The following is a 15,535-nucleotide window of genomic DNA, read 5'->3' on the forward strand; positions in this document are numbered from 1 at the left end:
CGAAAAGCTCAGGCGGCCTTTGGTCCTTGGACGGCAAGCCGCTGCAATTCCGGCAACGCGCGCTCCAGTGCGCTCTGGTGCGTGTCGTCGCAGCGCGGCATGCGGTTCCAGGCATCGAGCGCGGCGATCTTGTACGCCTCCGCCAATGTTGGATAGTTGAACGTGTTTTCGACAAAATAGTCGAGCGTGCCGCCCAGGTTGAGCACCGCTTGGCCGATGTGGATCAGTTCGGTCGCACTTTCGCCGATGATGTGGACGCCGAGCAGGCGGCGGTCCTCAAGCGCGAAGATCATCTTCATCATGCCCGCCTGCATGCCCATGATATGCCCGCGCGATGTCTCGCGGAACCGCGCGATGCCGCATTCGTAGGGGATACCGCGATCGCGCACCTCCTGCTCGGACAGGCCAACCGTAGAGATTTCGGGCACTGCGTAGATGCCATAGGGGAAATAAGCGGGGGCAGGGGGCATCGGCGCGCCAAAGGCGTGGCAAGCGGCGATGCGGCCCTGTTCCATCGATGTGGAAGCGAGGCTCGGGAAGCCGATCACGTCGCCGGCGGCATAGATATGCGGAACATCGGTCTGGAGGGTGACGGGGTCGACCTTCAACCGGCCGCGGCTGTCGGCTTCGAGACCGCAATTCTCCAGGCCGAGGGAGGCGGTGGCGCCGATACGCCCCGCCGCATAGAGGAGCATTTCCGAACGAATACGGCGGCCATCATCGAGCACCGAGATCGGCCAGCCCTGGCCGTCGACCTCGACGCGCTCAACCTTGGAGCCGAGCCGGATCGTCATGCCGCGGTCGCGCAGTTGGTGGACGAAGTCGTCGATAATCTCGCGGTCGACGAAATCGAGGAAAGTGTCGCGCGGCTCGATCAGCGTCACCGGTACGTCAAGCGCCGAGAAGATTGTGGCATATTCGATGCCGATCACACCGGCGCCAATCACGGTAAGGCTGCGGGGCACGCGTGGATTGGCGATCAGACTGTCGCTGTCGAGAATCGTGCTGTCGTTGAACGGTATCGAAGCAGGACGAAAGGGAGTGGTGCCCACGGCGATCAGCACCCGCTCGGCCTCGAATAGCTGGACGTCGCCCCGCGGCCCGGTGACCGCGATTTCGTGCGGACCACGGAACTGGGCGGCACCCTCGACAGTCCGCACGCCGTTGCGGGTGAACTGATGCTCGAGCACATCGATCTCATGCTCCAGCGTCATCTTCAGCCTGGCGTTGAGGTCGTTGCCCTGGATGTCCTTCTTGACGCGATAGGCGCGGCCATAAAAGCCTCTCTCGCGCCAGCCGGTCAGATTGAGCACGGTCTCGCGCAGTGTCTTCGACGGGATAGTGCCGGTGTGTACCGAGACGCCACCAACGCGGAAGCGGTTCTCGATGACCAGGGTCGATTTGCCGAGCTTGGCGGCCTGGATCGCAGCACGGCGTCCGGCCGGCCCACTGCCAATAACGATCAGTTCGTAGCGCATCACATCCCCCGCGTTGACTCGTTCTCGCGAGTCCGATGAATCCTTCTAGAAGATGAGGCTGAAAACATGGTTAATGTGGAGAATTGGCGAGAGTAATGAGGAAATCACATAAGAGGCTATCGCATTATATCCGGCGTCATTCCCCGAAAGCGGGAATCCACTTGGCGGCTTGGTCAAGACTCTCGTGAGTAGGAATTCGCTCGCCGGTGGATTCCCGCCTCCGCTGGAATGACGGTTAAGGGGGCTGCGGGTCAAAACAAAAGGCCCGCCTCTTTCGAGACGGGCCCGATTCAGCCAGGCTGAACGATCACACTTTGAGCTTAGGCTTGGTGCCGCCCTTTTTCGGGCGCTTCGGCGCCGCTGGGACGATCTCGAACGACAGCGCTTCGTCCTTCAGCTTCACCTTGACCTCGCCGCCATGGACCAGCTTGCCGAACAGCAATTCCTCGGCGAGGGGCTGCTTGATCTTCTCCTGGATCAGGCGGCCCATCGGGCGAGCGCCGTAGAGCTTGTCGTAACCCTTGGCGGTCAACCAGGTCTTGGCCTCATCATCGAGACTGATATGGACGTCGCGGTCCGCCAGCTGCAGTTCGAGCTGCAGGATGAACTTCTCGACGACCCGCGACACCACCTCGGTCGGCAGATAGCCGAACGGGACGATCGCATCGAGGCGGTTGCGGAACTCCGGCGTGAACATCTTCTTGACCGCTTCCTCATCCTCGCCCTCGCGGGTGAGATTGCCGAAGCCCACCGTCTCGCGCGCCATGTCGGATGCGCCGGCGTTGGTGGTCATGATCAGGATGGTGTTGCGGAAGTCCACCGTCTTGCCGTGGTGATCGGTCAGCTTGCCGTTGTCCATCACCTGCAGCAGGATGTTGAACAGGTCCGGGTGAGCCTTCTCGATCTCGTCGAGCAGCAGCACGCAATGCGGATGCTGGTCGACCGCGTCCGTCAGCAGCCCACCCTGGTCATAGCCCACATAGCCGGGAGGTGCGCCGATCAGACGGCTGACCGAATGGCGCTCCATATATTCGGACATGTCGAACCGCTGCAGCGGAATGCCCAGGATCGAAGCCAGCTGGCGCGCGACCTCGGTCTTGCCGACGCCGGTGGGGCCCGAGAACAGATAGTTGCCGATCGGCTTGTCCGGATCGCGGAGGCCCGCCCGGCTGAGCTTGATCGCCGAGGAGAGGATCCCGATCGCTGCGTCCTGCCCGAACACGACGCGCTTCAGATCGGTCTCCAGCGAGCCGAGCGTCTTCTTGTCGTCGGTGGAGACCGACTTGGCCGGGATGCGCGCCATCGTCGCGATCACCGCCTCGATCTCCTTCGGCGTGATCACCTTCTTGCGCTTGGCCGGCGGCACCAGCATCTGCGAAGCGCCGACTTCGTCGATCACGTCGATCGCCTTGTCGGGCTGCTTGCGGTCGTTGATGTAGCGCGACGACAACTCGACCGCCGCCTTGATGGCGTCGGGCGTGTATTTGACGTGGTGATGCTCCTCGAACGCGGTGCGCAGCCCCGTGATGATCTTGATCGTGTCCTCGATCGTCGGCTCGTTCACGTCGATCTTCTGGAAGCGCCGCAGCAACGCGCGGTCCTTCTCGAAGTGATTGCGGAATTCCTTGTAGGTGGTGGAGCCGATGCAGCGGATCGTGCCGCCCGACAGCGCCGGCTTCAACAGGTTCGATGCATCCATCGCGCCGCCTGAGGTCGCCCCAGCGCCGATCACGGTATGGATCTCGTCGATGAACAGGACTGCGTGGGGCAGCTTTTCCAGCTCGGTCACGACCTGCTTGAGGCGCTCTTCGAAGTCGCCGCGATAGCGGGTGCCGGCGAGCAGCGCGCCCATGTCGAGCGAGTAGATCACCGCAGGCAGCAGCACCTCGGGAACGTCGCCTTCGACGATCTTGCGCGCAAGCCCCTCGGCGATGGCGGTCTTTCCGACGCCTGGATCGCCGACATAGAGCGGGTTGTTCTTCGAGCGGCGGCACAGGATCTGGACGGTGCGATCGACCTCCGGGCCGCGACCGATCAGCGGATCGACCTTGCCGTTCTTGGCCTTCTCGTTGAGGTTCACGCAGAATTGCTTGAGCGCGCTTTCGCCCTTCTTGCCATCGGCCTTGGCCTGGCTCTTTTCCTCTTCGGCGCCCTTCACTTCGCGTTGCTCCGTGGGTTGTCCGGCCTTGCCGACTCCGTGGCTGATGAAGCTGACCGCATCGAGGCGGCTCATGTCCTGCTGCTGCAGGAAGAAGACGGCATAGCTTTCGCGCTCGCTGAACAGGGCGACGAGCACATTCGCACCCGTTACCTCCTCGCGGCCCGAAGACTGGACATGGAGGATGGCGCGCTGGACGACACGCTGAAAACCGCTGGTCGGCGAGGGATCTGTTTCGCCCTCCACCTTGAGCGCGTCCAGTTCGGTATCGAGATAGTTGGTGACGGCGTTGCGAAGCTCGGACAGGTCGACGCCGCAGGCGATCATCACCTTCGAGGCATGCTCGTCGGCGATCAGCGCGAGCAGCAGATGCTCCAGCGTCGCATATTCATGACGCCGGCTGCTGGCAGCGCTCAGCGCGTTGTGCAGCGTCTGTTCGAGTTCGCGGGCGAAAGAAGGCATGGTCATTTTACTCCGTGCGGCATGGGCCAAGCCAGGCCGGTAACGCATATGTCGGGTGCCGTGGTCCGTTCATCAAGAACCAGTCTCTGCCGAGACAGCGGAACGCCGATCTCGACAACGCGCCTTCATCGCTTGAATAGGCTTTCAGCTGTTGCGCGATGGTTAACGGCTTTTTTAATTTTTGCACGGCAGCGCGTGATTTCGGTATCGAGTGCGGCGATCCGGGCTTCAAGTTCGTCGACTGACAGGTGATCGATATCCTGCCGGATGAGTTGCTTCACCGGATCGTCGGGGCGCTTGGCGAAAAGATCGTCGGGCTCCATGGACACAGCGTTGACCGCTGCGGGCCGCATGTCAATAAACCCTTAGGTGGACCGGCCGGTGCCACGTGAAAAAGAGGGTCTACATGGCCGAAATTCCCGATTGGATGACGGCGATCGATCCCGCGGACAAGGGGGGGGCGGAGATTCTGGTCCCCGTCCGGCGGCCGGTGCCACGGCCTGGCCCGGGCCAGCTGCTGATTCGGGTAGCAGCCGCGGGGGTAAACCGGCCGGATGTTGCGCAGAGGATCGGTGCCTATCCGCCACCGCCGGGAGCGCCGACGATACCGGGCCTCGAAGTGGCCGGCGAGGTTGTCGCTCTGGGCGAGGGGACCCAGCGGGAGTTGCTCGGCCAGCCGGTCTGCGCCTTGCTCGCCGGGGGCGGCTATGCCGAATATGCCGTGGCCGAAGCCGGGCTGTGCCTGCCGGTGCCGAACACTCTGTCGATGATCGAAGCGGCGGCTATTCCAGAGACGCTGTTCACGGTGTGGAGCAACCTGTTCGAGCGCGCCTATGTGGACGAGGGGGACCAGGTATTGGTCCATGGCGGCACCAGCGGAATCGGTACGATGGCGATTCTGCTCGGCCGGATCTTCCAGGTACGGATCATCGTCACCGTCGGCTCGGACGACAAATGCGCCGCGGCGCTGGGCCTGGGCGCGGCCCACGCGATCAACTATCGTTCGCAGGATTTCGTCGAGGAGGTGCGGCGCATCACCGGGGGCCAAGGCGTCGACGTGGTGCTCGACATGGTCGGCGGCGACTATCTGCCGCGCAACATCGATTGCCTGGCGGACGATGGCCGCCACGTCTCGATCGCGGTGCTCCGCGGCGCCAAGGCCGAGATCCCGATCTGGAAGGTGATGCAGAAGAGGCTGAGCCTCACCGGATCGACGCTGCGACCGCGCAGCGTGGAGTTCAAGGCACTGGTCGCCAGCGAGATTGCATCGGTGGTGTGGCCGCATGTCGAGGAAGGGCGGCTGAAGCCGGTGATCGACGCGACCTTCCCGCTGGCCGATGCCGCGGCCGCGCATCGGCGCATGGACGAGGATCATATCGGGAAGGTCGTGTTGGTGATGGACGCCGCCATGCGGTGAGAGCGCCGGGGCGGTGAAAAGGCGGAGGCGGTGAAAGGGCCAGGCAATAGCGCCCGGCCCTTTGTCATCATGCGATCATTTGTCCAGCATCTTGGCGTGATCGAGATGCTTCTGGACGATCGGGGCGATTTCCCCCGCTACCGCCTTCAGCGATGGCGTGTCACCACGTTCGGCATAGTCGCGCATCATCGCCAGCGTCGTCTGGTGCGCCGCAACCTGCCCATCGATATAGGCCTCGTCGAAGTCCGCGCCCTTCTTCTTGCCGAGTTCGGCCAAGTCCTCATTCTGATCCTCGGTCAGCGCGGGATCTGGCGTGATGGCTGGGCTGGCCTTGGCGGCGGCAGCCTTGATCTTGCTGGTCGAGTCCGTGTGCGCCTTGATCATCTCGGCGGCGAAATCCTTGACCTCCTTCGAGGTGGCGTTGGCCTGCGCCAGCTTCGAGGAGGCGATTTCAAAGGCGTCTGATTTGGCGGCGGTGTTGGCGAAGTCCATTCCATTGGGGGTGGCTGACATCGCCTGCTTGACGTCGACCATCGCATTCGACGCCATTGCGCCTGCGCTGTCGGCGGTTTGGCTGGCGCTGTTGGCGGCGCCTTGCGCGGCGTGCTCGGATTTGTTGCAGCCCGCTAGGCTGAGCGCCAACACACCGACAGTCGCGACTAATATATGTTTCATGAGTCTTCCTCCGTGGCGGACCCGCTAAACGACCAAAGGCCGACGGCGTTCCTGAACCAGCTCTCGTGACGCGGCCCGCGCGCGATCATGTCTCACGCGTAAAGCGGAAATGGTCCCGGATTCGGGCGTTGAAGAACCGCCCCTTCGAAGGGGCAGTGTGCATCGCCTCGACGAGCTTGGCGGGCACGTCGTGATAGCTGTAGCGCCGTCCAGTCACGAACAGGACATCAAGGCGGCGGCTCGCCTCGTCATAATCGAAACGGCGGATGACGCTCGAGGGCATGCGGCGAAAACGCGTAACTCGCTGTCAGGCTCCTGGGCCGCTGCCGTCTACGAACAGATCGATCACCTCGGCCTCGGGCATGATCGATTCGACCAGCAGGGTTCGGTGACAATAAGCAGGGTCGCGCTCGAAACAGAGCAGGGCGGTCGGGCGTTCCTGCGCGAGATCGCGGAGTTGCGCCGCCTGCACCATCGCCTCGGGCAGATCGAGTTGCGCCGTATATATCCGCCGCAATTTGGCGAGGTCGTGCTTGCGCGCGGCTTCGCGGCCTTCCGGCGGGGTGCCCAGCGCCTTCAGGCCGACATAGTCGATGCCGGCCTCGCGGAGGCCGGCGGCGAGAATATTCTTCGAGAAACCGGGTCGACGCGACAGCGGGACCGCACGGACATCGGCCAGCAACGCAACCCCGGCCAGTTTCAGGCGCTCGACCAGCTCCGACTGGGTCGACCCCTCGTAGCCGATCGTGAAGATGCGCACCGGCGCCGCCGCTTCAGCTCTTGTTGCTACGATTCGCGTAGAGCAGCGCCGCCACGATCGCGGCCGAGCCCACGCCGATCGCGGCGCCGACGACGGCGGTCTTCTTGGTGATCTTCGGTGCCTGCTTGCCCTTGTTTTCCGGTACGGGTTCGGGCGTGCTGCTGTCGTCCAACGCGATCTCTCCTGCTATATGCTCCGTCATATTCGGCCCTAACGGGTCAGAAAAGCAAGACGGTCCTCGTTGAGTCGTTCCGGCGCCGTGGCGAACAGTCCGTGAGGTTCTCCCTCATATTCGGTCAGCGTCGCATGCTGATCGCTTCACCCGCCGGAGCGGAGCTCAGTTCAGAGCGGTCCACAGCAGCTTTGCCGTCAGCCCGAGGGAAATCGTTACCAACACCGGGCGAATCACCTGCGCGCCGAACCGCATTGCCATGTGCGATCCGGTATAGGCCCCGGAAGCCGAGCCGATCGCCATGCAAAGGCCGAGCAGGATGACGGCATGGCCGCCGATCAGGAAGACGATCAGGCTTCCGATGTTGCTGGCGAAATTGAATGCCTTGGTGTGGGCGGTCGCGCGAATCAGGCCGAGACCACGTAGCGATACCAAGGTGGTGGCGAAGAAGCTGCCGGTGCCGGGTCCGAAGAAGCCGTCGTAGAAGCCGATCGCCGCGCCGACGGGGAGATAGCCCCTGGCGCTGAGCCGGTGATGCGCATCCTCGTCGGACATCCGCGGGCTGAGCAGCACATAGGCGGCGACCGCGATCAGCAGGCCGGGAACGATCAGGTTCAGCATGCCCGTCTCGATCGACTGGACGACTTGGGCGCCGATCGCCGACAGGATCAGGATCGCCAGCACCTGCGGCCAATAGGTCCGCCAGTTGATCATCTTCTTCCGGCTGAAGCTGAGAGTGGCCGTACCCGAACTGAAACTTGACTGAAGCTTGTTGGTGGCCAGTGCCGGAATGGGCGGAAGTCCGGCCGCCAGCATGGCCGGCACCGTGAGCAGCCCGCCACCGCCGGCAATCGCGTCGATAACGCCGGCGGTGAAGGCGACGACCGTCAGCAGCAGATAGATTTCGGGCGCGAGATGCATGGCGCGGCCGTGCCGTATGCCACCAAGCCGTGCAAGCCTTGGCAGTGCGCGGCGGCCTCTTTATGGGCGTGCCGATGACGCTTCCCCGCTTCCAGTTCTCCATCGCCGCTACCGACGGCAAGGCCCGTGCGGGCACCATAGCCATGCAGCGCGGCGAGATCCGAACGCCGGCTTTCATGCCGGTCGGAACCGCTGCGACGGTCAAGGCAATGAAACCAGCGGATGTCCGCGCGACCGGTGCCGACATCATCCTGGGCAACACCTATCATCTGATGCTGCGGCCTGGCGCCGAGCGGGTTGCGCGACTGGGCGGACTACATGAATTCATGCGCTGGGACCGCCCAATCCTGACCGACAGCGGCGGTTATCAGGTGATGAGCCTGTCCGCCCTGACCAAGCGCAGCGAAGAGGGCGTCGCCTTCAAGAGCCATCTCGACGGATCGGCCCACATGCTGAGCCCGGAACGCTCGATCGAGATACAGCGTCTGCTCGGTTCCGACATCGTCATGGCATTTGACGAACTGGTGCCGACCACTGCCACCGTTCAACAGCAGGGCGAGGCGATGGAGCGCTCGATGCGCTGGGCCAAGCGTTCGCGTACGGCCTTCGATGCAGGCGGCGACCATGCCGGGCGTGCGGCCCTGTTCGGTATCCAGCAGGGCGCGCTGGACGAAGGGCTGCGCAAGGCATCAGCCGATGCGCTGCTGGACATCGGCTTCGACGGCTATGCGGTCGGCGGGCTCGCTGTCGGCGAGGGGCAGGAAGCGATGTTCGCGACGCTCGATTTCGCGCCGGGCCAACTCGATGCCGCCAAGCCGCGTTACCTGATGGGCGTCGGCAAGCCTGATGACATCGTCGGCGCAGTCGAGCGCGGCATCGACATGTTCGATTGCGTGCTGCCGACCCGATCGGGCCGCAACGGCCAGGCCTTCACCCGTTCCGGTCCAATCAACCTGCGCAACGCCAGGTTCGGCGAGGACCAACGCCCGCTCGACGAGGCCTGCGCCTGTCCGGTCTGCGCGCAGTTCAGCCGCGCCTATATCCACCATCTGATCCGCGCGGGCGAAATCCTGGGCGCGATGCTGATGACCGAACATAATCTGAGCTTCTACCAGGCGCTGATGGACGACCTGCGCAGGGCGATCGGGGAAGGTCAGCTGAGCGCCTTCGCCAGCGGCTTCCGGGCAGCCTATCGCGGCGCGAACATGGTGAACGAAACGCCAAGCATCGTTTAACCGAATCCCAACGGGATACGGCTATAACTATCTGCAGGGACGGGAGAAGTCCCGATATCGAGTGAAGTTGCTTTGCGTAACCTGGGCGTTCCGGGGATGATCTCGATCGTCCCCGGACCAGTCGCCGCAGCCTGCTCGCCAGCGAGGGAAGGGCGCCTCCGAAGAGACGCCCTAATCCATGCATTCAGCCTGAGGTGAATGGTGGGCGTGGCAAGGATTGAACTTGCGACCCCTGCGATGTCAACACAGTGCTCTACCACTGAGCTACACGCCCAACGCGGCGCTCACTAGCCGAGGCCAGGCGACCACGCAACCCCGCCGAAATGCTTTTTGCGCGCGGGCTTTGGGAGAGGTCGAGATCATGATCAGCGTCGTCGGACTGGGCGGTCGCCAAGCTCCATGATCGCTTTGGCCGAATAGAGAACGGACAGTTGCTGGTGCGCTGCCGACGCGGACGGATGTTTCGCCTGTATCGCCGCGACAGCCTCTTCCCGTGCGCGGGTCAGCAGATATGAGGTTTCGGTGTCGAGCATGTGCCATCCTTTGTGGTCGCAGCACCGATGGAGCCACGCACCTTTCACTATGATGACCAAAATTGCGCAACGCGGCGGGCCGTGTCGCTAATGGGCGGCGTCGCGCGGGATTCCCGCATCACCGCGCGGACAGCTCAGCGGCCGGGGCTCGCCAGAGCCAAAGCCTCAGCGGCCGAAATCATAGCGCAGCCGCAGGCCGTAGGTTCGCGGCGGGGCGATGGTGGCATAGACCAGCGGCGGGACGAACGCCTGGACGGCGCCGCCGGTATAGACCGCCCGCTGGGTGATGTTGTGGACGAACCCGCCGATCGACCAGCGGTCGTCGGGCGCGCGGTAGGTCAGATCGGCATCGAAGGTAGCGTAACCCGATGCCCGCTGGGTAGGGACGAGCTCGTAACCGAGTTGCCGGGCGGACGCGAACACCGAGGTCAGATCGACGACGAACTGGTCTCCCTGCGGCAGCGCGAAGCTGTGGCGGTAGGATGCCGATCCCGACCATTGGGGCGCGCGTGGCGGGCGGAATCCCGAGCAATCGACGGAAATCATTTGGGTGCCGAAGACGCTGCCGGGAGCCGTCGCGCCGACAGGGCAGCCAACCGAGAGCGGGTTGAAGATCGGATTGCCGAAGATGCTGAACGCGGTGTCATAGCGGAATCGGTCATATCGGGCGTGATTATATTCGCCGAAGATCCGCACCCGATCATCGTCGCCCAGGCTCGCCACGACGTCGATGCTGACGCCATAGATGGTCGACGAGCCGGCGTTGTCGGTGATGAAGTTGACGTTGCCGATCGGGTCGAACTTGACGTGCGCGACCTGTGCGCCCTTCAGTTTCCACAAGAAGCCTTCGAAGTTGGCCTGCACGCGGCCATCGAGGAAGATGTTGCGCGAGCCGAACTCGATCGCCGTGATCTTCTCGGGATCATAGGAATCGTCGGGGGCGATCGTCTGATTGAAGCCGCCGGCCTTGAAGCCGGTGCTGGCGGTGAGGAACAGCATGCTGCGCGGAGCAACATCATATTCGACGCCGGTGCGCCAGGTTAGCGAATCGAAGCTGTCGCGGCCGCCAAAGCTTTCCAGCAGAGCGGGCAGCAGCGTTCCCGGCGGAAGCCCTAGCGGACTGTTGGTGAGCAGCCGGCCGTCGAGCGTGCGCCGCTCATAGGTATAGCGAAGGCCACCGATGAGCCGCAGATCGTCCCGCACATGCACGGTCGCCTGCCCGAAGGCGGCGTAGCTGCGGGTCTTCGGGCTGTAGAAGCCGACATTGTCCTGGAGGATGCCTTGGAAGATCTGCTGCTCGGCCCGCTGGTCCTCGTTGAAATAGAAGAAGCCGATCACCCAGCCGAGGCGGCCGCCATCGTTCGCCAGCCGGATCTCGACGCTCGTCTGCTTGGCGTCGGCTGCGGGGATGAAGTTGCGGAGCCCGGCCGGATAGTTGCGTTCCCGCAGGCGGGCGTCGCGATAGGCCGGCAGCACCGTCAACGTGCCCAGGCCGAGCTTCCAGTTCAGCTCCGCGCTGAAGTTCCAGAAGCGGGTGCCGCGGAAGCTGTCGGGCTGGACGGGAGGGATCAGGAAGCCGATTGGCGGGGTCGACGAGAGCACGGCATTGGCCTGTGGGCTGGACGCCGACGTCCATCGCCCCGTCCCCTCCGGCCGCGGCAGCATCACAAAGCCGGGCCCGTGGCCGCCTTCATTCGCATAGTCGGCGTTGAGCAGCAGCGACACATCGGCGTTCGGCTCCCACAACAGGCGAAGGCGGCCGGCTTGACGTTCGTCATCATCGGTGCCGTCCGACAGATAGCCGTTGCGGTCTACTAGGTTGAGTGCGCCGCGCACGGCGACCGTGGCGCCGAGCGGGATGTTCACGGCGCCTTCAAGCCGCCGCGCCGCGTAATTGCCGAGCGTTGCCGAGAGATAGCCGCCGGCCTTGTCGAGCGAAGGCCGGTTGGAGACGAGGTTGATCGCGCCGCCCGAGGAGTTGCGTCCATAGAGGATGCCCTGCGGGCCTTTCAGCACCTCGATGCGGGCGAGATCGTAGAACAGGCTGTTCACGGCCTGCGGGCGCGCGACATATACTCCGTCGATGTTGACGGCGACCGCCGGGTTGCTCAGCGCGCTTCCGGCAAAGTCTCCGACCCCGCGGATATAGATTTGCGGGGCGTTGCCGCCGGCGCCGATCTGCAAGCCGGGGACGACGGTGTTAAGGTCGCTCGCCTGGGTGAGATTCGACCGCTCCAGTTCCGCGCTGGTCAGAACCTGGAGCGCCAGCGAGGACTTCTGGACTGATTGTTCGCGCCGTTCGGCAGTGACGACGATATCCTGGATTCGGCCGTCGTCCTGCGGCGGCGTGGCTTCGCCGGAAATTTCGTTGGCATAGGATGCCGCCGGAGCTGCCACGGTCATGGCGCAAATGCTCCACGCAAGCGTCCGGAACGCTACCATGCCACGCGCCATCGTCCTCATCGATCGCTTTCGCCTTTGTCCAAATCCAATTGTCCAGATGACAGGCCGCGAGTTCTTTGGCGCCCGCGCCACGGTGGGCCTCAATCGCCTGCGATCCAGGTCAGTGCGTCCTTCTCTGTCTGGAAGCAGGCGAAGGCGGGGCTGATCGCGATGCGGTTGAATTGCATCTTCATTAGCGCGCTGCCAACAAGATAGGCGTTTCGGGCCAATCCGTTATTGGCGAGCCAGTGCATGGACGCCTGTACAGCGGCCGTCAGCGCCTGCGGCAATATGAGCGCCTCCCGCATATCCAGGAGCACATCGAACTTGCCGGCTGCTGCGTGCAACGCGCGTGCGCGAACCTGCAGTTCGGCGCTGAACTGCTCGAGTTCTTCGGCCGACTGATGCCCCCCGACGACCGCGCGGATAAGGCGCGTCCCTGGATCAACTTTGAACGAATACATTCGTGTTTCCTGTTTCCGATCAGGCGGCATACCCCTTCGAGAGTAAAAATCGCGTGGTGAGTACGGGCAGGAATCGCGGCGCAACCTATACTTTAGTAGTACAGGGCGCATCTTTGCGAAGATGTTCTTGACTTATAAGGCTCGACTGCTGCGGCCGGACGCACACGGTTCACATAAGCGCTATGTGTTCTGGCGCCTCTGTCAGCGCTTGCCGCATCAGTCTGAATCGGCGGAAGGAGGCGCCGATCGGGAGATGCCGTCGTGGTTACACCGATTATGATTGCAGCGATGGCGCTCGTAGCTCTCCCGGTGGCAAAGCTCAGCTAGGCTTCTCCGGTTATCTCCCGGTCGCGGTGCCGATCTGGAACATGCGGTCGACTTCGAGAACGAGGTCGCGCAGGTGGAAGGGCTTTGAGAGAACCTTGGCGTCGGGCGGGGTCGCGCCCGATTTCAGCGTCACCGCGGCGAAGCCGGTGATGAACATGACGCGCATGCCGGGTGCGATGACATTGGCGCGCTGGGCCAGTTCGATTCCGTCCATCTCAGGCATGACGATGTCGGTGAGGAGCAGATCAAAGCTCTCGCTCTCGATCAACGGCAGCGCGGCAGTGCCACGATCGACGCTCGTCACCGAATAGCCGGTGCGCTCGAGCGCGCGCGCGAGATATTCGCGCATCGAATCGTCGTCTTCGGCCAGAAGTATTCGGATCATAGCCCTGATCGCATCCCGCAACCGGCACCGTGCCGGTGAAGTCCTGCTCTTTATGCGTCAACCGCTTAACAAATTCCAGCCAAACGACGAAATATCCGGTCCAGCTGCCGCCGGCGTTCCACGGCCGGTTGCGTGGCGCCAATTGCGTCCTTAGCACTAGTCCGGATGCTGGAAGAACCTGCCTTCTCCGCCTTAGGACCCGCAACGCCGCGCTCGCCGGTGTTGCTGGCGGTGCCGCATGCGGGTCGCGTCTATCCGGGTTGGCTTCTGGACCAGGCCCGAGTTCCGCTCGAACGGCTTCGCGCGCTGGAGGATCGCCACGCGGAATGTCTCGTCGAGCAGGCGGTGGCGGACGGGGCGACCGCGATCGTCGCGCGGATCGCGCGAGCCGCGATCGATCTCAATCGCGACCCGCGTGAGATCGATCCAGCGATGATCGACGGCAGCATCGCCGGCGGTCAACTACTCCTCAGCGGCAAGGTCCGCGCCGGCCTCGGCCTGTTCCCGCGCCGGCTGCCAGCTTGCGGCGATCTATGGAGCCGGCCAATGTCGCTGGACGAGGCCGCCCGGCGGATCGCCTGCGCGCATGAGCCTTATCATCGCGCGATAGCCGAACGGCTGAAGGCAACGCGCGATATCTTCGGAGTGGCAGTGCTGATCGATTGTCATTCGATGCCGCCGCTGCCCGTCCGTCAGGCCGGCGGACCGGTCAGGCTGGTGATCGGCGACCGATTCGGCGCTGGCGCATCGGCGGCCGTGGTCGATGTGGCGCTCGCGGTCATCGAAGCAGTCGGGCTGCGTGCTGCGCGTAATCACCCTTATGCCGGCGGCTACACCATCGATCGGCATGGCCGCCCTCGCAAGAACGTCCACGCGATCCAGATCGAATATGATCGGTCCCTATACCTTGATGCTGCGCTGAATGCGCCGACGGCCAATCTGGAAGGGTGTGGGCGGCTGCTGGCGACGATCGCAGCGGAGATCGGCGCGTTGTTCAGCGGGGGACTATCGATCGCCGCGGAATGAAGTGTCCTGTTCCTGTTCATGGGCCGCCTGCGTTAGCCGACAGCCCCAAATGAAAAAAACCACCTCGTGCAGATGCACGAGGTGGCCAAGGTTCAGGGAGGAACGCATCCCGAAGGATGCGTAGTACGGGGCCGCGAAAGGGGGGCACGACCACCGCACAAAAACAAGATAGGCCGGTTCCCTTACGGTTTCAAGAACAGTTCGTCGCTATCGGGAAAATTCCTTATAAGCACGACGGTTATCCTGGGTCTGGCCCTTTCAGGCTGTCGTCGCGAGAGTCGGCTCCGGCATCCTGCCCTGCTGCATCTGCATCGAGAACACATCGCGAATGAGAGAAAGCGAGAACAGGTGGGCGTGGATCAGCGGGAGCAGCCCGCTCTGAAGCATCTTGCGCAGGACATCGCCGCGCAATTCCTTGAGTTTTTCCTCGGAGACAATCTGGAAACCGCGATAGACGAACGGCTGCTGGTTCTCGGTTTCGATTGTGACCTCGCCGTCGATCAGCAACTTGTTCTGGATCAGTTCCTCCATGAACATGCCGGTGCGCATGCCCGCCTGCTCGAACTGCTCGCAGAAGGCGAGCGTGTTCTTGGTCGCCTCGGCCGGTTCGCTGCCCTCGAACAGCGGAAGGCCGTCCTCGAACTCCCCGATCACGCCGGAGGTGCTGTCGAAGCACAGCGACAGATCGTCGCTACCTTCCCGCAGACGCGCCAGCATGAACGGGTAACGGCGGACATAGGCGGGAATATAGAGATCGCGAGTCGGAACGCCCTGCTCGTCGGTGAAGACGTTCACGCCTTCGTTCAGGCCGAACAGCGCGAGCGGAACGGGCTGCGGCCCGGCCGAGAAGACAATCGGATAGTGGCGCTGGGCGAGGACGAACTCCTCCACCGTCAGCGGGACCGCATGCGCCTGCGCGAAGAACGGGGCGCCCTCGATCGATTTGGCCTTCCAGGTCGCGTGGGCCTGGCTCGAAAGCGGTTGCAGATCATTGTAGAAAAGGGGCAGGGCGTTGGCCGGGGCACTCGCCATGAGGGCATCTCCTGAAAATATCTTCTGGCCGCGAGGCCGTAGAACGCC

General features: G+C 63.5%; 16 protein-coding genes and 1 tRNA gene. 3 read left to right on the top strand and 14 right to left on the bottom strand.

The features are described from left to right. Window positions 1–8 precede the first annotated feature (8 nt). From sthA to AAC645_RS00960, 3 genes are all read right to left on the bottom strand, one after another. Window positions 9–1,478 carry a Si-specific NAD(P)(+) transhydrogenase gene (gene sthA / locus AAC645_RS00950; protein WP_340313155.1) on the bottom strand — a complete coding sequence of 490 codons (1,470 nt, stop codon included), beginning with the start codon at window positions 1,476–1,478 and terminating at the stop codon, window positions 9–11. A 307-nt stretch (window positions 1,479–1,785) separates the two neighbouring features. After that, window positions 1,786–4,098: an ATP-dependent Clp protease ATP-binding subunit ClpA gene (gene clpA / locus AAC645_RS00955; RefSeq protein ID WP_340313328.1), complete on the bottom strand. Its 2,313-nt coding sequence runs from the start codon at window positions 4,096–4,098 to the stop codon at window positions 1,786–1,788. 125 nt (window positions 4,099–4,223) lie between these two features. Beyond that, window positions 4,224–4,451, bottom strand: a complete 228-nt coding sequence (locus AAC645_RS00960) for a DUF1192 domain-containing protein (protein WP_422785772.1) — start codon at window positions 4,449–4,451, stop codon at window positions 4,224–4,226. 53 nt (window positions 4,452–4,504) lie between these two features. On the opposite strand from AAC645_RS00960, the gene AAC645_RS00965 reads away from it, so the two are divergent. Continuing rightward, on the top strand, window positions 4,505–5,515 hold the full coding sequence (locus tag AAC645_RS00965; protein ID WP_340313157.1) for an NAD(P)H-quinone oxidoreductase: 1,011 nt from the start codon (window positions 4,505–4,507) through the stop codon (window positions 5,513–5,515). Between the two features lie 75 nt (window positions 5,516–5,590). Here the strand turns inward: AAC645_RS00965 and AAC645_RS00970 are convergent, their stop codons facing one another. From AAC645_RS00970 to AAC645_RS00990, 5 genes are all read right to left on the bottom strand, one after another. Further along, window positions 5,591–6,190, bottom strand: a complete 600-nt coding sequence (locus AAC645_RS00970; RefSeq protein ID WP_340313160.1) for a DUF4142 domain-containing protein — start codon at window positions 6,188–6,190, stop codon at window positions 5,591–5,593. Between the two features lie 85 nt (window positions 6,191–6,275). After that, the gene (locus tag AAC645_RS00975; protein WP_340313161.1) at window positions 6,276–6,473 is read right to left on the bottom strand and encodes a KTSC domain-containing protein; all 198 of its coding nucleotides are present in this window, start codon (window positions 6,471–6,473) and stop codon (window positions 6,276–6,278) included. Between the two features lie 24 nt (window positions 6,474–6,497). After that, window positions 6,498–6,950 carry a DUF488 domain-containing protein gene (locus tag AAC645_RS00980; protein ID WP_340313162.1) on the bottom strand — a complete coding sequence of 151 codons (453 nt, stop codon included), beginning with the start codon at window positions 6,948–6,950 and terminating at the stop codon, window positions 6,498–6,500. A 13-nt stretch (window positions 6,951–6,963) separates the two neighbouring features. Continuing rightward, a complete protein-coding gene (locus AAC645_RS00985) occupies window positions 6,964–7,122 on the bottom strand; it encodes a hypothetical protein (protein WP_340313163.1) in 159 nt (52 codons plus the stop codon). Between the two features lie 165 nt (window positions 7,123–7,287). Beyond that, window positions 7,288–8,043, bottom strand: a complete 756-nt coding sequence (locus AAC645_RS00990; RefSeq protein WP_340313165.1) for a TSUP family transporter — start codon at window positions 8,041–8,043, stop codon at window positions 7,288–7,290. 74 nt (window positions 8,044–8,117) lie between these two features. On the opposite strand from AAC645_RS00990, the gene tgt reads away from it, so the two are divergent. Next, window positions 8,118–9,278, top strand: coding sequence for a tRNA guanosine(34) transglycosylase Tgt (tgt, locus tag AAC645_RS00995; RefSeq protein ID WP_340313166.1), 1,161 nt, complete (start codon window positions 8,118–8,120; stop codon window positions 9,276–9,278). Window positions 9,279–9,477: 199 nt separating this feature from the next. On the opposite strand, the gene AAC645_RS01000 is transcribed toward tgt, so the two are convergent. The 5 genes from AAC645_RS01000 to cpdR form a co-directional block, all read right to left on the bottom strand. Next, window positions 9,478–9,552: transfer RNA gene (locus tag AAC645_RS01000), tRNA-Val, on the bottom strand. Between the two features lie 91 nt (window positions 9,553–9,643). After that, window positions 9,644–9,811, bottom strand: a complete 168-nt coding sequence (locus tag AAC645_RS01005; protein ID WP_340313168.1) for a hypothetical protein — start codon at window positions 9,809–9,811, stop codon at window positions 9,644–9,646. A 165-nt stretch (window positions 9,812–9,976) separates the two neighbouring features. Next, a complete protein-coding gene (locus AAC645_RS01010) occupies window positions 9,977–12,214 on the bottom strand; it encodes a TonB-dependent receptor (RefSeq protein WP_340313170.1) in 2,238 nt (745 codons plus the stop codon). A gap of 140 nt (window positions 12,215–12,354) precedes the next feature. Beyond that, window positions 12,355–12,717 carry a hypothetical protein gene (locus AAC645_RS01015; protein WP_340313171.1) on the bottom strand — a complete coding sequence of 121 codons (363 nt, stop codon included), beginning with the start codon at window positions 12,715–12,717 and terminating at the stop codon, window positions 12,355–12,357. Between the two features lie 337 nt (window positions 12,718–13,054). Further along, complete coding sequence (cpdR, locus tag AAC645_RS01020) at window positions 13,055–13,429, bottom strand: cell cycle two-component system response regulator CpdR (protein ID WP_340313172.1); 375 nt, start codon at window positions 13,427–13,429, stop codon at window positions 13,055–13,057. 165 nt (window positions 13,430–13,594) lie between these two features. Here cpdR and AAC645_RS01025 point away from each other — a divergent pair, with 165 nt between their 5' ends. Continuing rightward, entirely contained in the window at window positions 13,595–14,455 is an 861-nt protein-coding gene (locus tag AAC645_RS01025) for an N-formylglutamate amidohydrolase (RefSeq protein WP_340313173.1), read from the top strand. Between the two features lie 258 nt (window positions 14,456–14,713). Here the strand turns inward: AAC645_RS01025 and AAC645_RS01030 are convergent, their stop codons facing one another. Further along, window positions 14,714–15,487: a SapC family protein gene (locus tag AAC645_RS01030; protein WP_340313175.1), complete on the bottom strand. Its 774-nt coding sequence runs from the start codon at window positions 15,485–15,487 to the stop codon at window positions 14,714–14,716. Window positions 15,488–15,535 lie beyond the last annotated feature (48 nt).

This window comes from Rhizorhabdus argentea (genome assembly GCF_037861105.1).
In the GTDB taxonomy this organism is placed as follows: Bacteria; Pseudomonadota; Alphaproteobacteria; order Sphingomonadales; family Sphingomonadaceae; genus Rhizorhabdus; species Rhizorhabdus argentea.